At 72.6% G+C, this 20966-nt stretch carries 15 protein-coding genes; 9 read left to right on the forward strand and 6 right to left on the reverse strand.

Annotated elements, in window-relative coordinates; translation table 11 throughout:
• Nucleotides 1-14: 14 nt before the first annotated feature.
• Genes OG417_RS48840 through OG417_RS48850 form a run of 3 tightly spaced genes read right to left on the reverse strand, consistent with a single transcriptional unit; the run spans nucleotide 15 to nucleotide 3200 of the window.
• Nucleotides 15-1400, reverse strand: coding sequence for a UDP-N-acetylmuramoyl-tripeptide--D-alanyl-D-alanine ligase (locus OG417_RS48840; protein ID WP_329245015.1), 1386 nt, complete (start codon nucleotides 1398-1400; stop codon nucleotides 15-17).
• The gene (locus OG417_RS48845) at nucleotides 1397-2518 is read right to left on the reverse strand and encodes a D-alanine--D-alanine ligase family protein (protein ID WP_329245018.1); all 1122 of its coding nucleotides are present in this window, start codon (nucleotides 2516-2518) and stop codon (nucleotides 1397-1399) included. Before OG417_RS48845 ends, OG417_RS48840 begins: the two co-directional genes overlap by 4 nt.
• On the reverse strand, nucleotides 2511-3200 hold the full coding sequence (locus OG417_RS48850) for a M15 family metallopeptidase (protein ID WP_442875626.1): 690 nt from the start codon (nucleotides 3198-3200) through the stop codon (nucleotides 2511-2513). The genes OG417_RS48845 and OG417_RS48850 overlap by 8 nt, the downstream gene beginning before the upstream one ends.
• Nucleotides 3201-3361: 161 nt before the next feature.
• Between OG417_RS48850 and alr the strand changes: the two genes are divergently transcribed.
• Nucleotides 3362-4516, forward strand: coding sequence for an alanine racemase (gene alr, locus OG417_RS48855; protein WP_329245022.1), 1155 nt, complete (start codon nucleotides 3362-3364; stop codon nucleotides 4514-4516).
• Nucleotides 4517-4535: 19 nt separating this feature from the next.
• Here the strand turns inward: alr and OG417_RS48860 are convergent, their stop codons facing one another.
• Nucleotides 4536-5741, reverse strand: a complete 1206-nt coding sequence (locus OG417_RS48860) for a UDP-N-acetylglucosamine--N-acetylmuramyl-(pentapeptide) pyrophosphoryl-undecaprenol N-acetylglucosamine transferase (RefSeq protein ID WP_329245025.1) — start codon at nucleotides 5739-5741, stop codon at nucleotides 4536-4538.
• A 41-nt stretch (nucleotides 5742-5782) separates the two neighbouring features.
• Nucleotides 5783-8656: a helix-turn-helix transcriptional regulator gene (locus OG417_RS48865; RefSeq protein ID WP_329245027.1), complete on the reverse strand. Its 2874-nt coding sequence runs from the start codon at nucleotides 8654-8656 to the stop codon at nucleotides 5783-5785.
• 604 nt (nucleotides 8657-9260) lie between these two features.
• On the opposite strand from OG417_RS48865, the gene OG417_RS48870 reads away from it, so the two are divergent.
• From OG417_RS48870 to OG417_RS48905, 8 genes are all read left to right on the forward strand, one after another.
• A complete protein-coding gene (locus OG417_RS48870) occupies nucleotides 9261-10823 on the forward strand; it encodes an NAD(P)-binding domain-containing protein (RefSeq protein ID WP_329245030.1) in 1563 nt (520 codons plus the stop codon).
• Nucleotides 10824-10834: 11 nt separating this feature from the next.
• Nucleotides 10835-11905, forward strand: coding sequence for an alpha-hydroxy acid oxidase (locus OG417_RS48875; RefSeq protein WP_329245032.1), 1071 nt, complete (start codon nucleotides 10835-10837; stop codon nucleotides 11903-11905).
• The gene (locus tag OG417_RS48880; protein ID WP_329245035.1) at nucleotides 11893-13245 is read left to right on the forward strand and encodes a cytochrome P450; all 1353 of its coding nucleotides are present in this window, start codon (nucleotides 11893-11895) and stop codon (nucleotides 13243-13245) included. The genes OG417_RS48875 and OG417_RS48880 overlap by 13 nt, the downstream gene beginning before the upstream one ends.
• On the forward strand, nucleotides 13242-14795 hold the full coding sequence (locus OG417_RS48885) for an MFS transporter (RefSeq protein ID WP_329245037.1): 1554 nt from the start codon (nucleotides 13242-13244) through the stop codon (nucleotides 14793-14795). The genes OG417_RS48880 and OG417_RS48885 overlap by 4 nt, the downstream gene beginning before the upstream one ends.
• A gap of 6 nt (nucleotides 14796-14801) precedes the next feature.
• Nucleotides 14802-15860 (forward strand): DUF6282 family protein, encoded by a 1059-nt coding sequence (locus OG417_RS48890; RefSeq protein WP_329245040.1) that lies wholly within the window; start codon nucleotides 14802-14804, stop codon nucleotides 15858-15860.
• Between the two features lie 33 nt (nucleotides 15861-15893).
• The gene (locus OG417_RS48895) at nucleotides 15894-16586 is read left to right on the forward strand and encodes a response regulator transcription factor (RefSeq protein WP_329245043.1); all 693 of its coding nucleotides are present in this window, start codon (nucleotides 15894-15896) and stop codon (nucleotides 16584-16586) included.
• Entirely contained in the window at nucleotides 16583-17809 is a 1227-nt protein-coding gene (locus tag OG417_RS48900; protein ID WP_329245045.1) for a sensor histidine kinase, read from the forward strand. The genes OG417_RS48895 and OG417_RS48900 overlap by 4 nt, the downstream gene beginning before the upstream one ends.
• Before the next feature lie 106 nt (nucleotides 17810-17915).
• Complete coding sequence (locus OG417_RS48905) at nucleotides 17916-19853, forward strand: serine/threonine-protein kinase (protein WP_329245049.1); 1938 nt, start codon at nucleotides 17916-17918, stop codon at nucleotides 19851-19853.
• Nucleotides 19854-19908: 55 nt separating this feature from the next.
• Here the strand turns inward: OG417_RS48905 and OG417_RS48910 are convergent, their stop codons facing one another.
• Nucleotides 19909-20901, reverse strand: coding sequence for an aldo/keto reductase (locus OG417_RS48910; RefSeq protein WP_329245054.1), 993 nt, complete (start codon nucleotides 20899-20901; stop codon nucleotides 19909-19911).
• Between the last annotated feature and the right edge of the window lie 65 nt (nucleotides 20902-20966).

Genomic DNA, 20966 nt, shown 5'->3' on the forward strand with positions numbered 1-20966 from the left:
TCGGAGTTATGCGGTCATTTCTCCTGATCGCGAAGTGCGGTCGCGACAGCGGACAGGCCCGCCTCGCTGGAGGCCTTGACCAGGACGACGTCCGCCGGCTGTAGCAGCTCCTGGACGAGGGTGGTCGCCGCGTCGCGGTCCGGGACCTCGTGCACGGTCACGCCCGCGGCGCGAGCGGCCCCGGCCAAGGTCTCCGGGCCCTCGCCGGTTCCCACGACGACGAGGATCTCGACGCCCAGCTCGCCGACCAGCCTGCCGAGGGCGGAGTGGTGGTACGTCGTCTCCTCGGCCTGGCCGGTCATCTCGCCGAAGACGGCGATCCTGCGGCGGCCGGCCGCCATCGTGGCCGCGGTGCGGAGCGCCGCCCGCATGGAGACGGGGTTGGCGTTGTACGCGTCGTCGATGATCGTGACGCCGTCGGCCCGCTCGGTCACCTGGAAGCGGTTCGGCGAGCGCCGGACGGCGGAGCTGAGCGCCTCGGCGATCCGGTCGGTCGCGACGCCGATGACGCCGGCGACGGCCGCGGCGGCCAGCGCGTTGGCGACCAGGTGCTCGCCCGGCAGGCTCAGCCGTACGGGGGCCTTGCCCGAGGGGGTGTGCAGGGTGAACGACGCGTGGCCGTCGGGGTCGACGGTCACGTCCTCCGCCCGTACGGTCGCGTCCGGGCCGGTGCCGTAGAACACGACCTGCGCGAGGGTCTGTTGCGCCATGGCGACGACGCGTTCGTCGTCGGCGTTGAGCACGGCGAAGCCGCCCTTCACCGCCGGCGGCAGGGCCCGCGGCAGCTCCGCCTTCGCCTTCGCGACGCCCTCGACCCCGCCGAGCGTCATGATGTGCGCCGGCCCGACGTTGAGCACCAGGCCGAGCTGCGGCCGTGCCACCCGCATGAGGTGGGTGATGTCGCCCGGCTTCCCCGCGCCCATCTCCAGGACGAGGTAACGGGTCCGCCGGTCGGCGCGCAGGATGGTCAGCGGCAGCCCGATCTCGTTGTTGTACGAGCGGTCGGTGGCCACGGTCGGCCCGTTCTGCTCCAGGATCTGGGCGAGCAGGTCCTTGGTCGTGGTCTTGCCGACCGACCCGGTGAGGCCGATCACGACCGGGTCCAGCCGGTCCCGTACGTACACGGCCAGCTCGGTCAGCGCGTCGACCACGTCGTCGACCACCACGCAGGGGCCGTCGACGGGCCGGGAGCCCAGCACCGCGCTCGCGCCCGCGGCATAGACCTGGCCGGCGAAGTCGTGTCCGTCGCTGCGCGCTCCCACGATGGCGGCGAACAGCGCGCCCTCGGTCGCCTCGCGGGAGTCGATGACGACCGGACCGGTGACCGTGACGGGGCCGGAGGTTCCGTGCACGGTACCGCCGACGGCCCGTGCGATCTCTTCCAGGGTGAGTGTGATCAATGTCCTGCCTCGACGGTCTTGCTCTGCTTACGCGTGTGCCGGGCGAAGGCCAGGTCGATGAGCCGGGTGAGGATCTCCTCGTACGGGACCCCGCTCTCGGCGAAGCCTCGCGCGTACACCGAGCGGGAGGTGAACCCCGGCATGGTGTTGATCTCCCCGACGTAGAGCTTCCCGGCCGCCTCGTCGTACAGGAAGTCGACGCGGGCCAGCCCGCCCCCGCCGATGGCGCGGAACGCCCGGGCGGACAGCTCGCGCACCTCCTCGGTGACGTCGGCCGGCAGTTCGGCGGGCGACGTGATCGAGTCGGCCATGCTGAGGTACTTCTGCGCGTAGTCCGAGAAGCCGCCGATGATCTTCGCCTCGGACGGCACCGAGACCTCGGGCTCGTCCATCTCCCCGAGCACGCCGCACAGCAGCTCGCGTGCGGTGACGCCCTCCTCGACCAGGACGACGTCGTCGTAGCGGAACGCCTCCTCGACGGCGCTCACCAGCTCGTCCGGGCCGGTGACCCGCGAGATGCCGATGGAGGAGCCCATGTTGGCCGGCTTGACGAACCGCGGCCAGCCGAAGTCGCCGGCGAGCCGCAGCGGCTCGTCGCCGCCACGCCACTGCTTCTCGGTGAACCAGACGCCGGGGACGAACGGGATCCCCTCGGCGGCGAAGGCGCGTCTCATCGCCACCTTGTCCATGCCGACCGAGGAGGCGAGCACGCCGCACCCGGCGTACGGCAGGCCGAGGGCCTCCAGGTGACCCTGGATCACTCCGTCCTCGCCGTACGGCCCGTGGATGACGGGGAAGGCGACGTCGAGCCGCTCCAGGACGACGTCCGGGGCGTCGGGGGACACCAGGCGCCCGCCGCGTCTGAGCTCGACCTCGCCGCCCTCGACGGGCAGCCGGTCCTGGATCGCGGGCCCGGCGGACTTGCGGGCCGCGACCTCCTCGACCGTCTCGGCCGGGACCAGCACCCAGCGCCCGTCGCCGGTCACCCCGATCACGACCGGGCGGTACCGGTCCGGGCGCAGGCCGCGGACGACGGACAGCGCCGAGGCGGCGGACACCTCGTGCTCCGCGGACGGCCCGCCGAAGATCACGCCGACGGCGATCCGCTCGTCAGACATCGTCGCCTTCCTTCGCGAGGAGATTCACATCGTGCTGCCGGTACAGCGCGGCCGGGCTGTTCGTGCGCATCGCCCAGTAGCGGTCACCATAGGACCAATGCCACCACTCGGTGGGATAGTTCACCATTCCGGCGGCGGTGAGCACCGTGCTCAGCAGCTCCCGGTTGCGCCGTGCGCCGGCGGGGATCCCGGTGGCGGCGGTGTAGCAGTCACCGTCGCTCTCTTCCGGATTGGCGTTCACCTCGGTGCCCATGGGCAGTTCGGCGCCGTCCGCGTCGCACAGGGTGACGTCCACCGCGGCACCGGCCACGTGGGGCGCGACCTCCGGTGGCGCGACGAACCGGCTGGCCTGCGCGTGCACACGCGACGACGGCCACTCCGGATGCAGGCGGGCCAGCTCCGACGCGTACTCGTCGAAGTAGCGGCGCTGGAGCTCGGGCGGGCGGTACGCCTCGACGACGCGCAGCCGTACGCCGTCGTTCAGCATGCTCTGCGCCTCCAGCAGCCGGGTCGCCACACCGGCCCGCACGTGGGCGTACGCGCCCAGCGGATCGGCGAGCCGGTCGTCGAGCACGAGCTCGGGATGTCGTCTCAGATCGACGAACGGTTCGCCGATCTCGGCGACCGGAATACCGGCCACACGCTCGTCCGACATCAGCGTGATCTCCGTCAAGCTCCCCACCGGTTCTCTATGGCGCATCGGTTTCTGCGTGACGGTAGGGCGGGAGTGCACGCCGGGGATACCGGGCATTTCGGTGAAGTCAACCGGGCAATCCGGGTTTTCGCACCGAGTGATTTCCGCTGACGGCCTGAACAGTGCCGCGGCGGCCCCACGCTGGCCGCATGCACTCGATCATCGGGCGGACGGAGATGACGGACGTCGCCCACGGCACGCACGCGCGCATCGACCTGGCCGCGATCTCCGCGAACACCTCGGTGCTGGTCTCGGCCGCCGCCGGTACGCCGGTGATGGCGGTGGTGAAGTCGAACGCCTACGGCCACGGCCTCGTCCCCTCGGCTCGCGCCATGCTCGACGGCGGAGCGAGCCGGCTCGGCATGGCGCAGGTCGAGGACGCGCTGACACTGCGCCAGGCGGGCGTCGACGTGCCGATCCTGGCCTGGCTGCCGTGGCGTCAGGCCGACTACGACGCCGCCGTCCTGGCCGATGTCGAGCTCGGGGTGGAGGCGCCGTGGCGGCTCGCGCTCATGGCCGAGGCCGCCGAGCGGAACGGCCGTCCGGTCCGGGTCCATCTCGAGGTCGACACCGGGCTGTCGCGCGGCGGGGCCACCCGTGACGACTGGCCGCAGCTGGTGGAGGCGGCGCGGCGCGCGCAGGCGGCCGGGCACGTCACGGTGACCGGGGTGTTCTCCCACTTCGCCTGCGCGGACGATCCGGGGCATCCGTCCATCGCCGCGCAGATCAGTGCGTTCGACGACGCCGTACGGTACGCCGCGGCGTCCGGCGTGGAGCCGGAGGTGCGGCACCTCGCGAGCTCCGCGGCGGTGCTCACCGTGCCCGAGAGCCGCTACGACCTGGTCCGCGCCGGGCTGGCGCTGTACGGGCTGAGCCCGCTGGAGACCGGCGGGGACTTCGGGCTGCGCCCGGCGATGAGCCTGCGCTCGACCGTCGCGGTGGCCAAGCGCATCCCGGCCGGGACCGGAGTGATGTACGGGCTGAAATACCAGGTCGCGTCCGACAGCACGATCGTGGTCGTGCCCGTCGGGTACGCCGACGGGCTGCCGCGCGCGGCGGGCACCGCCGGAGTCGAGCTGCTCGTCGCCGGCCGCCGCCACCGCATCGCCGGAGTGGTCGGCATGGAGCAGACCGTGCTGGACGTCGGGCAGGACCTGCCCAGCCCCGGCGAGGAGGTGGTGCTGTTCGGCCCCGGCGACGAGGGCGAACTCACCCTCGCCGAGCTGGCCCGGCAGCTCGGCCTGCTGCCCGCCGAGATCCTCGCCCGGATCCCGGCGGCGCTTCCCCGGGTCTACGTGTCCTGACGCGCCGCCGCTTCCGGGCTCACGACGCGGCGTTGGCGCACAGGGTGAGTACTTCGCTGGTCAGGGCGGCCGCCGCGTCGGGCCGTCCCATGCTCCGCGCCCTCGCGGCCATGTCGGCGAGACGCGCGCGGTCGCCGAGGAGCCCGAAGAGCTCCTCGGCCAGCCGGGGCGGCGTGGCGTCCTCGCCGATCAGCACGCGGGCGGCGCCGTTCCCGGCGAGGTGCTCGGCGTTGCGGACCTGTTCGTTCCCGCCGGTCGGGATCAGCGGGATGAGCACCGACGGCTTCCCGATCGCGGTGAGCTCGCTGACCGTGCCGCCGCCGCTCCGCGCGATGACCACGTCGGCGAGGGCGAGCAGGTCGGCGAGCTCCTCACCGACGAAGCCGCGCACCATGTACCGGGGACGCAGGTCGGCGGGCAGCCGCTCGGCCACCGCGACCGCGGCGTCGGCCAGCTGGCTGCCCGCCTGGTGGAAGACGTTGGCGTGCCGCAGCAGGTCGGGCAGGATCGCGGCGACCAGCTCGTTGACCTGCCGGGCGCCGAGCGAGCCCCCCGTGACGTAGACCGTCGGCAGCGACGGGGTCCAGCCCGTCCAGCCGAGCCGTTTCGGCGCCTCGCCCGCGTCGCCGTCGCCCAGGCCGGGGCGCAGCGGGTTGCCGGTCACCACCGCGCGCCCCCGCAGGCGTTCGGGCAGGAGTTCCAGCGACGGCTCCGCGCTGAGCGCGATGCGCGTCGCACCCCGCATGGTGATCCGGTTGGCCAGTCCCACGCGCACCGTCTGCTCGTGCACGAGCAGCGGGCGGTGGCAGAACCGCGCGGCCAGCCCGACCGGCACCGACACGTAACCGCCCGTGCACAGCACGGCGTCGGGCCGGAGGTTGCGGACCACACTGATCGCCTCGCCGACGCCGGCCGGGACCTTGCCCGCGTCCTTGATGTTGGCCGCCGTCAGCATGGCCAGCGGGTTGCGCGCACGCCGCAGCTTCCCGGTGGGGATCGCGGTGAACGGTACGTTCTCCGCCTCGGCGATCCCCTTCTCGATGCCGCCCTCGCTGCCCACCCAGAACGGGTCCAGGGCCAGGCCGTACCCGCCCAGCGCCACACGGGCCGCCCGGATGACCGTGACGGCCGGGAACGTGTGGCCGCCGCTCCCGCCGCCGCTGACGACGAGCCGCACCGGGCTCCCGCGGTCGATGAGGGCCTGCGGGACGACGACATGCATCATTCGAACTCCTGGAAGAAACCGACTGGTCCGGACGCGGCGGCTCAGCAGGACAGGGCCGCGGCCAGTTGGGGTCGCCCGGTGATGCCGAGCTTGCGGTAGACGCTCGTCAGGTACTGCTCGACGGTGCGCTGTGTGAGCACCATATCGTCGGCGATCTGGCGGTTGGTCGCTCCTGCGGCGGCCCGTTCGGCGGCGGCGCGCTCCTGCGCCGTGAGCGCGGTCACGCCGCCGATCCGGCCCAGGTCCGGCCGGTCGCCGGCGCGCTTGATGTGCCGGGCCGCCCGGAGCCAGACGGGCCGGGCACCGACCACCCGGGCCAGGGCGAACCCGTCCTGGAGGTGCTCGCGGGCCCGGTCGGCGGCGCCGGTCTCCAGCTCGACCGCGCCCAGGTCCACCAGTGCCACCGCGCGGTGGAGCTCCGCGTCGATCCCGTCGAGGACCGTGACGGCCTCGATCGCCGCCTCCGGATCCACCGCGACCACGCCGGACGCGGCGAGGGCGGTGCTGAGCGCGCGGGGGCTCCCCCAGCGACGGGCGAGCTCCACCTCCTCCGCCGCCAGGGCCAGCGCCGCCGCGCGGTCGCCGAGCAGCGCGTGGCACCGCGCGGCCTGCGAACGCCACGGGAGGGCCGCCGGGTTGTCGATGCCGAGCGCGCGCAGGATCCGCCCCGTCTCCAGGAAGCCCTCCAGCGCCTCCTTGCGCTGGTTCCGCGCCGCGCACAGCGACGCACGGGCGAAGCCGAACACCGCGGTCGCCCACGTCGTGGCCGCGGGCGCCGCGGGGGTGTGCTCCCGGATCAGCCGGTCGGCGGTGTCCAGGTCGCCGAGGTCCGTCAGCACGCCCACCAGCCGGGCGACCCCGTCCGTACCGGCCACAAACGGGTGCTTCAGCGCCCCGCCGAGCGCCGCCCGGGCCACCTTGAGATCGCCGCGTCCGTACGCGAGGCGCCCGCGGAGGCAGGCCGAGACCGCCGCGTCGCCCGCGGCGCCCTGCCGGTGCCCGAAGCGGCCGTCGGTCCCGCCGAGATCGCCGACGAGGTCGTACTCCTCGGCGTCGATGAGCGCGCTGACGGCCGGCCACCGCAGCCGGAGCTCCCAGGTCCGCTGGTGGTCGATGGTCTCCAGCGCGGACCGCGCGCGGCGGACGCACTTCGCCCGGTCGTGCCCTCGCCGCGCGTCGGACCAGGCGTCGACCACGGCGGACAGCACGGTCAGGTGGGCGTCGCCGGCGGCCCGGTCCCGGAGCCGGGACATCCGCCGGGCGAGGAACTCCCCGGCGTCGGCGGAGGCCATGTACGCCGTGAAGGCGCCGAGCTCCGCCTCGGCGGCGAGCTCGTCGCTCCCCGGCGGCAACCGCGCGCAGACCTCGTCCACGATCTCCAGGGCCGAGGTGAGCGGGCGTCCGGCGAGGGCGTCCACGTAGGCCAGGTCGACCCCGATCCGCACCCGCAGGGACGGCTCGGTGGCGACCGCGAGGGCCTCGCGGAGCGTGCTCTCGGCGCCGGCGACGTCGGCGCCGATCTCGGTGGCGCCGATGCCGGCCAGCAGTTCGGCGCGCGCGGAGACGGGCATCGGCTCGGCGAGCGCCCGGCGCAGGTACCCGAGGGCCTGCTCGGGAAGCCCCCGGTCGAGGGCGGCGTCGGCGGCGGCCCGCAGCGTCTCCAGCGCCCAGGGCTCGCTGGACATGTCCACGGCCATCAGGTGGGCGGCGGCCCGCTCCGGTTCGGCGTAGTGGTCGCGGACCAGGCGTGCGGCGCGCAGCCGCCCCGAGGTGCGGAGCCCGGCGGAGATCCCCGAGTCCACCACCGCTCGTGTCAGCGCGTGGACATAGCGCAGCGGCGAGGTGTTGGTCAGGACGTCCAGTTTGATCAGCCGGTCGGCCGCCCGCGCGGCGGCGTCCAGGTCAACGCCCGCGAGCTGGGCGACGAGGACGAGTTCACTGTCCTCGCCGAGGACCGCCACCGCCTGGGCGACCGCCGGCGCCTCGGGCCCGCACCGCCTGATCCAGGACAGCACGCGGCGGGACACGGCGGCACCGCCGATGTCCTCGATCGCCGTCAGCGACTTTTCCACCGGTGGTACGGAGCGCGCCGCCAGAGCCGGCAGCAGGTCGGCGAGCAGCGCGGCGTTGCCGCCGGTGACCCGATGGCACTCCGCCACGAAGGCGTCGTCGGCGCCGGCGCCCATGACGTCGGCGATCCACCGGCTGAGATGGGCCGGGGTCAGCCGGTGGAGCGTACGCCGTTCACAGGAGGCGATCAGCTCGTCGAGCAGGAACTGCTGCTCGCTCATCTCCCGGGGGGAGCTGGCCAGTACGAGGGCGAGCGGCAGGTCCGCGCTCCGGTGCGCGAGGTAGGCGAGCCAGCGCAGGGACAGGGTGTCGCACCACTGCAGGTCGTCCAGTGTGATCAGCACCGGCGCGCCCGCGGTGACGTCGAACAGGTGGGCCGACACCAGTTCGAACACGTCGAAGGGCGAGGCGTCGTCCTGTGCCGGGCGGAGCGCGGGGACCGACCGGCCGTCCGGCGCGGGCGGAAGCCCGGCCAGGACCTGCCGCAGCACGCCGAAGTCGTTGGCGGCCTCGAGGATGGCCGCCCGGCCCGTGAGCACGGTCCACCCGCGCCGCCGCGCGTCCGCGCGCACCCGGGCCAGCAGGGCGCTCTTGCCCGCGCCCGCCGCGCCTTCGAGGGAGAGCAGCCGGGCGCGGCCCCCGGCGACCGCGTCCAGCGCGGACGCGAGCGCCGCCGTGTCGGGCTCCCTGCCGTAGAGCCGCCCGGAGACGTCCGGCCCGGCGTCACGGTCGTAGGGGCGCACCAGGCGCTCGACGCGCATGGCGCGCGGCGACACGCCGCCCGCCTTCGTGATCCGCGCGTGGTCCCGCATCGCCGCCACCGTCCCGTACAGGCGCCTGTCCACGATCCATCCCTCTTGTCGGCCCACACCAGTCTGGAAGACCGCCGACCGGTCGCCGAGGATAAACGCTAAGAAACACGACACCTCAACTGATGCCGGTGAGCCGACATCGGTTCGGAAGACTTCGGGAGACTCCGCGACCGCTGTCAGCGGGCGGCCGGCTCACGCAGGGCGACGCTCCCCCGCCGGCCGTCCCGGCGCGGGCGCCGGCACACGCCACCCCCGGCGCGATGAGAGTGGTGCGAATGCCGGACGGCTCGGCCTCGGCGGCCCGAGCGTCGTAAACGCCTTCGAATCCCCACTTCAGCGCATGTTACCGCGATAGCTGGCGAGGCGGTCCGGCCGCTCATGATCGCCGACCGCGTCAGCGATCCGCCGCACTTCGCGTGGCGACGCGCGGCTCTCCGTGTGGCGACGCGCGCCACTCCGTGTGGCGACGTACGGCTCCCGGCGCGGGCGCCGACCGGGCGGCCGGCGAGCCCCGGTCAAGGTCAGTGCGGCGACCGCCGCGGGGAGGGACGGAGGGCTCGATCTTTCTTGGAGGACTCTGAGAAAGCGTGGCTAGCTTCCGGACCGTTCGAACCGCTCGGATACCGGGAGGCCGCACATGCCGGAAATCGTGGATTATCTCATCATCGGAGCCGGCCCCGCCGGCCTGCAGCTCGGATACTTTCTGCATCGCGCCGGCCGGGACTATGTGATTCTCGAGGCCGGCGAGACCCCGGGAACCTTCTACCGCGATTTCCCGCGCCACCGGCAGATGATCTCCATCAACAAGCCGCACACCGGGTGGGACGATCCGGAGCTCAATCTGCGGATGGACTGGAACTCCATGCTCAGCGACGATCCTGAGCTGCTTTTCACCCGCTACACCGACCGCTATTTCCCGCACGCCGACGACTACGTGCGTTACCTGTGCGACTACGCGTCCCGGCCCGGGCTCAACGTGCGGACGAACACGCGTGCCGTCCAGGTGGCCCGGGACGACGGCGTGTTCGTGGTGACCGACGACAGCGGGAACACCCACCGGGGACGCCGGCTCATCGTGGCGACCGGGTTCGCCGCGCAGTACCTGCCGCCGGTTCCCGGGATCGAGCTCGCCGAGGCGTACGCCGAGGTGTCGGTCGATCCGGAGGACTTCACCGACCAGCGCGTCCTCATCATCGGCAAGGGGAACTCGGCGTTCGAGACGGCGGACAACCTCACCGAGAAGGCCGCCGTCATCCACGTGGTCGGGCCGAGCGCGATCAAGTTCGCCTGGCGCACCCACTTCATCGGGCACCTCCGCGCGGTGAACAACAACTTCCTGGACACCTACCAGCTCAAGACCCAGAACATGGTCCTCGACGGCACGATCCAGCGGATCGAACGCCAGGGCGACGAGTTCGTGATGACGCTGAGCTACGCGCGCCGCGACAAGGTCGTGCGGCTCGCCTACGACCGGGTCATCGCCTGTACCGGGTTCAAGCTCGACAGCTCGATATTCACCGACGGGTGCCGGCCGGAGCTGACGATAAACGACCGTTTCCCGGCGCTGACCAGCGAATGGGAGTCGGTCAACGTGCCGGGCCTCTATTTCGCCGGAACGCTGACGCAGGTCCGCGACTTCAAGAAATACACGAGCGCCTTCCTGCACGGGTTCCGCTACGGCGTCCGCGCGCTGTGGCACATGTTCGAGCGCAAATACGAAGGCGTCGAATGGCCGTCCAGGGAACTGTCGGCGCCGAAACCCTCCGAAATGGCCGACGAGCTGGCCGACGCCGTGCTGGCCCGGATCAACCGCACCTCGGCGCTCTGGCAGCAGTACGGCTTCCTCTGCGACCTGATCACCGTCGGGCCGGACGGGACCGCGCGCTACTACGAGGAGATGCCGTTCGACTACGTACGGGACAGCGACTTCGGCCAGGCCGACCGCTACTTCACGATCTCGCTGGAGTACGGCCGCGGCCACTCCTCGATCGACCCGTTCGACGTCGAGGCCGGCCGCGCATGGGAGGCCGACCCGAGCCTGGACGACCGGTACCTGCATCCGGTGGTCCGGCACCACCACCGCGGCCAGGTGCTCGCCGAGCTGCGGCTGAAGGAGGACATCTGCAACGACTGGTCGGGTGAGGAGGAGTACCGCCTCCCGCTGCGCGACTTCCTCGCGCCGAAGCTGGCGGAGGTCTGACCATGGACCCGGTGAATGTTCGCGAGTTCGAGGCCCTCGCCCGCGAACGCCTCGACCCCGTGCACTACGACTACTTCGCCGGCGCCGCGCAGGACGAGATCACGGTGCGGGCGAACGAGTCCGCCTTCGCCCGCCTCGCCCTCGTGCCCAGGGTGCTGCGCGGTGCCGCCGCGCCCACCCTCGACGTCACCCTGCTCGGCGCGGACGCGTCGATGCCGATCGTCATGTCGCCCACGGCCTTCCACCGGCTGGCCCACCCGGACGCCGAGCGCGCCACGGCCCGTGCCGCCGCGGAGGCCGGCACGATCATGATCGCGGCGATGCTGTCCACCGTGGCGATCGAGGACATCGCGGCCGAGGCCGGCAAGGTCGCCGCGGACCCCGCCCTGTGGTTCCAGCTCTACATCCAGCCCGACCTCGGGTTCACCGAGGCGATCGTCCGGCGCGCGGAGGCCGCGGGCTGCCGCGCCCTGGTGGTCACCGTCGACTCCCCCGCGCTGGGCCGTCACGAGCGCAACGACCGGAACGCCTTCCACGACCTGCCCGACGGGATCCGGTGTGAGAACCTGCGGGAGCTGCGCGGCGGCGAGCCGGGCAGCGTACGCCAGGTCGTGCTCTCCCCGGAGATCTCCTGGCGCCACATCGACTGGCTGCGCGAGATCACGCCGCTGCCGATCGTGCTCAAGGGCGCGCTGCATCCGCTGGACGCCCGCCTCGCGGTCGAACGGGGCGTCGACGCCCTCCTGGTCTCCAACCACGGCGGCCGTCAGCTCGACACGATGCCCGCGACGATCGACCAGCTCCCGCTCATCGCGGAGGCGGTCGAGGGGCGGGTGCCGCTGCTGCTCGACGGGGGCGTCCGGCGCGGCACCGACGTGGTCAAGGCGCTCGCCCTGGGAGCGCGGGCGGTCGCGGTCGGCCGGCCGGTCCTGTGGGGCCTGGCCGCCGACGGCGAGGCCGGGGTCGTGCGCGTGCTGGAGATGCTGCGCGCCGAGACCGCCCACACGCTCACCCTCTGCGGCTGCGACGGGCCGCGCGCGGTCACCCGCGACCTCGTACGGGAGACCCGGTGCTGCCACTGACCCTCACCGTTCTCGCGATCGTCGCCGTGGTGGGGAGCCTGCCGTACTGGCTGCCCCGGATCGTCGTGGCGCTGCGGATGTGGATCTTCGCCCGGATCAACGGCGACGAGGGCGTCCCGATCCCCGGCCGGAGCGTCGGCGTCCGGCACTTCACACGGGTCTACTCCGACCCGGCGGCCGACGGCCGCAGCCGGGGCGCGCGGCTGTCGGACCTGTTCTGGTACTGGCTGGCCCCCGGCCCCGAGGTGCACCAGGAGCATCTGGAACCGGGCGAGCGGTACGAGGAGGTCGCGCGTACCACCCGGCGGATCCTGGCCCGCCCCAAAGCGGAGGTCGAACGCCTCGCCGCCGCCTGCGCCGCCCGTACGCTCGACGCCACCCGGCCGGGCTTCGTCCGCCTGCGCGACCTGATGATGCCGATCTGGGCGGATCTCTACTACGAGCTCGTCTTCGGCCGGCCGTGCCCGCCGGAGGCCCGCGCCCTCATCGTCGGCAACGCCGACGACGTCGTGACCGCGCTCAAGTGCTGCGGCCTGCGGCACATGGACCGGCGCGCGCGGCTGACCGCGTACCTGCGGGAACGGCTGGAGGAGATCCCGCACGCGCTGCCGTCGTCGCTGTCGCGCGAGGAGCGGGTGTTCTACCTCCAGGGCGCCTTCTTCAACACGGCCGTCGTCCAGATGTCCGAGGCGATGGCGCACCTGCTGATGGCGATCGCCCAGCATCCGGAGGTGCAGGAACGCCTGGCGCGCGACCCGGGCGACGACGCGTACCTGGACCAGGTGATCAACGAGAGCCTGCGCCGCTACCCGCTGTTCGGCATCGCGCACCGCATCACTTCTGAGGACATCACCGTGGACGAGCGGACGACGTTGCCGGCCGGCTCGGTGCTGTGCTTCGACTACCCCGCCTTCCACACGGCCGGTTATGAGGACCCCGAGCGGTTCGACCCGGACCGCTGGCGGACGCTGCGGGTGCGCGAGGCCAACCACATCCCGTTCGGGGTCACCGCCAACCGGGCCTGCCCGGCCAAGGGCGTGGCGCCGCTGACGATGCGCGTGGTCGCGCGGGAGACGTTGCGCCGGTTCGCCGTCCGCTCGTCGGCCGCCCACACCCGGTCGCTGCCGAACCGGGGACCGTGCGTCCTCCTCCCCCGTACGGACGACGGCGCCCGTCCGGGAGACCGCGCCCTCCGCGCCCGGCTCGCGCTGCTCCGCCTGCGCGACCGGTGGGAGGACGTCTGGCGCAGCGTGGTCCAGCTCGGTTTCGGCACCTACATGGTCTGGGACGCCCGGCGCCGATCGCCGGCCGCCCGCTACTTCGCGGAGGCGACGCGATGAAACGGTACGGGTTCCCGGCCGGCTCGGTCCTCGTGCTGGCCGGGGTCGCGATGCACGTGCCCGACTATCTGATGGCCCGCCACGACCACTTCATGATGGCCGGCATGCCGATGAGCGGTCTCATGACCGCCGGCATGGTGCTGATCGCCGCCGGGCTGGTGCTCGCCGTCTGGGGCCTGCTGCCGGGCCGCGCCGAGCTGGCCGCGCGAGCGCGCCGGGTCCCGGCGACGCAGCGGTACGCGGCCCTGGACCGGGCCGAGCTGAGCCCGGCCCACCGTGTCCTGGCGATCGTGCTGTTCGTCGGCCTGGTCATCGACACGATGAAGCCGGCTTCGCTGGGGTTCGTCGCCCCCGGCATGGTCAAGGAGTACGGGCTCGACCGTTCGGAGATCGCGTCGCTGCCGTTCGCCGGCATCACCGGCACCGTGGTCGGCTCGCTGCTGTGGGGCTACCTCGCCGACGTCTTCGGCCGCCGGTCGACGATCCTGTTCACCGGGCTGATGTACGTCGCCACGTCGATCTGCGGCTTCATGCCGTCGTTCGGCTGGAACCTGGCGATGTGCTTCGCCATGGGCATCGCCGCCGGCGGCATGCTGCCCGTCGCGTACTCGCTGATGTCGGAGTCGATCCCGGCGCGGCAGCGGGGCTGGCTGCTGGTGCTGCAGAGCGGTATGGCCGCCGCGCTCGGCTACCTCATCGCCAGCGGCGCGACCTCGCTGCTGGTGCCGCACCTGAGCTGGCGCGTGCTCTGGCTGCTCGGGGCGCCGACCGGCGTGCTGCTCGTCGTGCTCACCCGGTGGATCCCCGAGTCGCCGCGCTTCCTGCTCGCCTGCGGCCGGGACGAGGAGGCGGCCGAGGTGATGCACCGGTACGGAGTGCGCGCCGTCCTCGCCGATCCCGCCTCCGCCACCGGCGCTCCCCCGCTGCGGCTGCCCGCGCTGCTGACGGGGTCGCTGCTGCCCCGTACCACCGGCATCCTCGTGTACGGGCTCGGCTGGGGCGTCGTGAACTGGGGTTTCATCACGTTCCTGCCGGTGTTCCTGCAGACGGCGGGCTCGGGGACGCGGCCCAGCGACCTGCTGCTCCTGTCCTCGGTGTTCGCGCTGCCGGCCACCGCGGTGGCCGCCGTGGCGTACGCCCGGTGGAGCAGCCGGCGGGCCATGCTGGCCTACGCGGGGGTCACGGGGCTGGTGCTCCTGCTGTTCGGCGTGCTCGACCCGAGCGGGCCCGGTCACGGGGCGCTGCTCGTCGCCCTGATCAGCCTCCTGCTGTCCGGCGCGGCCGGCATGATCGCGATGCTCGCCCCGTACGCCGCCGAGGTCTACCCCACGACGCTGCGCGCCACCGGCAGCGGCGTGGCCGCCGCGTCGAGCAAGGTCGGGGGCATGCTCGGCCCGGTGCTGCTGACCACGGCACCGCGCATCGGGACGCTCGCGCTCGTCTCCGCCGTCCCGGTCGCCGCCGCCGCGTACGCGCTGTGGCGCACCGGCATCGAGACCGCCGGCCGGCCGCTCGTGGAAGCCGTCACACCCGTCGAACAGGAGGGCTGAGACCTCATGGACCTGGACATGGAGGAGTTCGCCGAGACGCGGCTCCGCAAGCCGAACAACGCGCCGCACGACCGGTTCCTGGACGCGTACCGCGCCCGCATGGGCTACCGCGCCGAGCCGCTGCACCCGCCCGCCATCCGCGGCGTGGAGGGAGCGATCGACATCCACTGCCACGCGCACGAGGGGCAGCAGGACGCACTGGCCATCGCCAAGCTGGCCTCGGCCAGCGGCATGGGCGGACTGCTGTACAAGAGCGTGCAGGGCATGAACAAGCCGGCGGCGGCCGGCCCCGCCGCCGTCGTCCGCGAGATCGAGCGGGACCTGGCCGCCTGGAGCGGGGAGACCGGGATCGAGCCGATCCGGGTGTGGTCGGGCTGGATCGCGACCGACACGCGTGGGCTGCCGCTCGTGGAGGCGGCGCGCCGGCACCTGGACGACGGCGTCTCCGCGGTCTGGATGCCGGTCTTCCGCAGCGCGAACACCTTGAGCAAGGTCGGCGGGCCGCCGATCTGGTGGGGCGGCAGCACCGATCCGAAGGAGTGGAGCGATCCGCTGCCCTGGGACCAGGCGCTGAAGGTGGGCGCGTACACGCTCGACGAGCACGGGCGGCTCAAGCCCGAGTACAAGGAGATCTTCCGGATGGTCGCCGACCGGGACGTGATGGTCTCGTTCGCCCACGCGACACACGAGGAGATCTTCGCGATGGCCGAGGAGGTGCGGAACCTCGGCATCACCAAGGCGGTGATCGACCACCCGTTCAGCCCCTTCATCGACCTCTCCCTGGACCAGATGAAGGAGCTCGCCTCCGCGGGCGTGTACCTGAACTTCACCTACGACGAGATCTCGCCGCTGCTCGGGGTGAATCCGGCGGACATGTGCCGGACGATCCAGGCGCTCGGCACCGACCACGTGACGCTGTCCAGCGACGCCGGTGAGCCGCTGTTCCCCCACACTGTCGAGGCGCTGCGCCTGCTCCGGGCGCACATGAACGCCTTCGGCCTGACCGAGAAGGAGGTCCATCAGGTCAGCTCGGTCAACCCCGGAAGGCTGCTCGACATAACATGACATTCCTCCTCTCGCCGAGCCGATCACCGTGCGATGCTTTACCTCGTGGTGACCGAGCTGTCAGACCCACCGCGGCGAATGCTCATCGTCGAGGACGACACAGAGATCGCCGAGATGCTGAAGGAACTCCTCACCGGTGAGGGCTACCAGGTCGACACGGCCGCGGACGGCCAGCGCGGCCTGCACCTGTCGCTGACCCGGGCGTACGACGTCCTCGTCATCGACCGGGTGCTGCCCGCCGTCGACGGCCTCGACCTGATCCGGCGGATCCGGCGCAAGGGGATCGCCACGCCCGTGCTCGTGCTCACCGCTCTCGGCACGGTGGCCGACCGGGTCGCCGGGCTCGACTCCGGGGCCGAGGACTACCTCGTCAAGCCGTTCGACATCGAGGAACTGCTGGCCCGGATACGGGCGCTGCACCGGCGGCACCGCGACGCCACCCGCACGCTCCCGCTCGGCGCCGCCGAGATCGATCTGGTGCGCCGGCGGGTGCTGCTGCCGGACGGCGAGGAGGTCGAGCTCTCCAAGCGGGAGTTCGAGCTGCTGCGGACGCTGGCGAGCCGCCCGAAGGCGGTGCACACGCGCGAGGACCTGCAGCTGACGGTCTTCCAGGACGCGGCCACCGACTCCATCGTCGACACCTACGTTCACTACCTTCGCCGTAAGCTCGGCCGCGGGGCCGTACGCACCGTCCGGGGCTTCGGCTACCGGCTGGGAGAGCTATGAAAGGACCAGAGGAGTCCGACGGCCGGTCGCTGGCCAGGGCGCGATGGTTGCTCACCGCGCAGCTCGCCGGCGCGATCACCGGTGTGGTGCTGGTCGTCGGGGCGCTGATGTTCCTCACGACCACCGGGGGCCAGCAACGCGACGCCCAGCGTGACCTGCGGTTCTACGTGGCCCGCAGCAGCATCGAGAGCCCGCCGCCGTGTGTGTGGATGTTCGCGCAGGACCGCGGCTCGCTCCGCGGTACGCCGAGCGCACCGGCCGACCTGCCGGTCCGCTCCAGCCTGCGGCGGGTGGCGAACGGCGGCGCGACGCTGGTCGAACGTCGCAGGATCGGCGGGATCGACTACCTCATCCGGACCGGACGCCGCGGCGACATGGTCGTCCAGGCCGCCATGGACCTGCGGTACCAGCAGCAGGAACGGCAGCGGCTCTACCTCGCGCTCACCGTCGCCGAACTCGCCGGGCTGCTCGCCGCGCTGGTGACCGGGCAGGTGCTGGCACGGCGCGCCATCTCGCCGCTGGAGGAGGCGCTGCGCAGGCAGCGCCGCTTCGTGGCCGACGCCAGCCACGAGCTGCGCACGCCGCTGACCCGGCTGCACACGCGCGCGCAGCTGCTCGCCCGCCGGGCGGCCACCGCGGACATCGACAAGGACCTGCGCACGATCGTCTCCGACACCCGGCAGTTCGGCGAGGTGATCGAGGACCTGCTCATGTCCGCGCAGCTGGGCCAGGCGACGGCGCGCCGGGAGCTCGTCGATCTCGCGGCCGTCGTGGAGTCGGTGGCCGACGCCGAGTCCGCGCGGGCGCAGGCCCGGTCCATCGCCCTGGAGGTGCGCCGCGACCCCGGCGCGTACCTGGTCCTCGGCGTGCCCGCCGCCCTGCGCCGCGTCGTGGGCGCGCTGGTCGACAACGCCCTCGACCACACGACGCCGGGCGGGCACATCGAGCTGACCCTCGACCGTACGGGCAAGCGCCGCGAGGTGGTCCTCACCGTCCGGGACGACGGCGTCGGTTTCGACCAGGCCAAGGAGCGGCTGATCTTCGAACGCTTCAAGCACGGCAACGCCGGTGACGGGCGCCGGTTCGGCCTGGGCCTGGCCCTCGTACGGGAGGTGGTCGACAGCCACGGCGGCCGGGTGAGCGCGACCGGGGAGCCGGGCCGCGGGGCGGCGTTCACGGTGCGCCTGCCGTCGGTGTCCGTGGAGGCCGCCGCGGCCCGCTGAGCTCGCGGACGGGTCGGTCAGGACGGGCCGGTGAGCCGCGCGTAGTGAGCGCGTGCGGCCGACGTCCGGCCGTTGCCGTAGACGCGAGCGGAATATCGTGTGTGCCGTGGCGGAAGCGGTGGTCGGACGGTTCACTCTCGTCGATCCCATCGGGCGCGGTGCGACCGGGCAGGTGTGGCGCGCCTACGATCACCGTGCCCGGCGTTACTGCGCGGCCAAGGTGTTCCGGCAGCGTGACGCGGGCGGCCTGATCCGCGTCGTGCGCGAGCAGGGTGTGCGGCTGCACCACCCCCACGTCGTGTGCCCGTACGCCTGGGCCGCGGACGACGGCGACGTCGTGATCGCGATGGAGCTCATGCGGGGCGGCTCCCTGCAGACGCTGATCCGCGACCACGGGGCGCTGCCTCCGCCGTACGCCGCCCGGATCGCCGGGCAGCTGCTGTCCGCGCTCCGGCACGTTCACGAGGCCGAACTCTTACACCGCGACGTCAAGCCCGGCAACGTCCTGCTGGAGGCGACCGGTACGGGTGAGCCGCAGGCCCGCCTCGCCGACTTCGGCATCGCGCTCCAGGTGTACGAGGCGCCGGTGACGGACACCGGCGTCATTCTCGGCACGCCCGGCTACCTGCCGCCGGAGGCATACGAGGGAGCTCCCCCGGACCCGGCCCGCGACGTCTACGCACTCGGGGTCGTCGTGCGCCAGATGCTCACCGGGGAGGACTCACCGGAGAGGAGCGCGGCCCTTCCGGCGGCCGAGCCGCCGAGCGGTGTTCCGCCGATGCTGTGGGACGTCGTACGGGCGATGTGCCACCCGGACCCCGCCCACCGCCCGGCCAGTGCACGGGCGGCCGCGGAACTGCTCACCACGGTGTCCCTTCCGCTGGAGGTCCCCGCGTACAACGCGGACGGCGAGCCCATCGAGGTGTTCGACCAGCTCGGGCCGCTGCCCGCGAACTTCGGGCCCGAGGGGCCGGTGGGCCCGTCCGCCGCCGCGCCGCCGTCGCCCGGCGCCGACCTTCCGCGCCGCCGTGCGCGGGGCCTGCGGGGCCGTCGGGGGTTCCTCGCGCTCGGGGCACTGGTCGCGATGCTGACAGTCGCCGGGGCGGCGGGCGCCTACTCGCTGCGCGACCGCGGCACGCCGGCGACCACCGCGGGGCTCAAGGTCATGACCTGGGCGACCTGTGCCGACGGCGGCCCGTCGGCGGATCCGGCCCAGGCGAACGCCATCTGCGTCAACGGCCGGCAGACCGACAAGGTCGCGTACGGGATCCGCTGGCACATGCGCGCCGTGGCCGGCCTGCACGTGGTCTTCCTCCAGGAGCTGTGCTCGGCCGACCTCGAAGCGCTCGAACGCCTCGACGGGATGTCCGGCTGGCGGTTCCGTTTCGCCCCGATCCTCGACCAGGGCAGCGGAGCGACGCCGAACGCCAAGGCCGGACCGCGCCTCTGCCACCCGCAGAACGGCGCCTCGCGCGGCTACTTCGGCATCGCCGTCGGCGTCCACGAGAACACCTCGTTCGACGTCCGTTACTACCCGGACGCCGACGTGCCCCACACGCGCGACCGCTGGGGACACTGGAACGTCCACCAGGTCGCCGTCTGCGCCACGGTGCCGACGTACCGGGCCGGGGTCTGCGGCACCCAGCTGACGCCGCTGCTCGGCAAGGACCCCGCGGCCCCGGACGCGTTCTGGAAGGCACAGACGGCGCAGGTCACGGACCTGATCAAGGACGCTGGCGGCCAGGGCCGCGTCGTGCTCGGGGGCGACCTGAACTCCATCGCGCCCGACGCCAACGGGGGCGCCGGCGACCGCAGCCCGCTGGTCCCGCTGTACAGGAGGTACAAGGAGTGCGACCAGTCCGCCCAGGGCGGGGCGCGCACCGGCCGCGGCACCTACCAGCACGAGAACGGCACCCGAGGCGCCAAGCTCGACTACCTCTTCGTCCCTCGCGACGCCTCGGTCTCCTGCGGCGTCACGTCCCAGCACGTCAAGACGTCGGATCAGGTGCCGGTGATCGCCACCGTCGCCTTCCCCGCGTCCTGACCGGCGGGGCTCCCGAGATACCCGGCGCCGGCGATGCGCTGGTCTCCGGGCCTGGTCACCAGGCGTACGCCTCGGGCGCGGGCTTGGCCCCGTTGGGTGCGGGCGGCGGGAAGAGCTCGTCCAGCATGGCGAGCGTGTCGTCGTCCAGGGTGATCCGCAGCGCGCGCAGCGAGCCGTCGAGCTGTTCGGCCGTCCGCGGTCCGATGATCGGTCCGGTCACGCCGTCCTGCGCGAGCAGCCATGCCAGTCCGACGTGGGCCGGGTCCTCGCCGAGGTCGGCGCACAACTTCTCGTACGCCTCGACGGATTCCCGCTGCTCGGCGAACGCGGCGGCCCAGAGACCCGAGCCGCTGCGGACGGCGCCTCCCTCACGCTGCTTGCGCAGGACGCCGCTGAGCACTCCCCCGTGCAGCGGCGAGTACGGGATCACCCCGACCCCGTACTGGCGCGCGGCGGGCAGCACCTCAAGTTCGACCCAGCGTGACATCAGGTTGTAGATCGACTGTTCGCTGACCAGTCCGAGGAAGTGCCGGGACCGGGCGGCTTCCTGCGCCTGGGCGATGTGCCAGCCGGCGAAGTTGGACGAGCCGAAGTAGAGGACCTTTCCCTGCCGGTGCAGGACGCTGAAGGCCTCCCAGATCTCGTCCCACGGCGTGTTCCGGTCGATGTGGTGCATCTGGTAGAGGTCTATGTGGTCGGTCCGCAGGCGCTTGAGTGAGGCGTCGACCGCGCGCCGGATGTGCAGCGCGGACAGCCCGTTCTCGTTCGGCCCGTCGCCCGTTGGAAGAAAGACCTTGGTGGCCAGGACGGTCCTGTCGCGTCGGCCGCCACCCCGGGCGAACCATCGGCCGATGATCGCCTCAGTGGCGCCTTCACCCTGCTGCTCGCCGTAGACGTCGGCCGTGTCGAAGAAGTTGATGCCGTGCTCGTGCGCACGATCCATGATCGCGTGACTGTCCTCTTCGGACGTTCGCGACCCGAAGTTCATGGTGCCGAGGACGAGCCGGGACACCGTAAGGCCGCTGCGGCCGAGGCGGGTGTACTCCACGTGTTCCAACCTTTCCGAGGGCGCCCGCTAGACGCGTCGTCAGGGGCGCATTAAAAGTAGAACAC

Source organism: Actinoallomurus sp. NBC_01490 (assembly GCF_036227085.1).
Classification (GTDB): domain Bacteria; phylum Actinomycetota; class Actinomycetes; order Streptosporangiales; family Streptosporangiaceae; genus Actinoallomurus; species Actinoallomurus oryzae.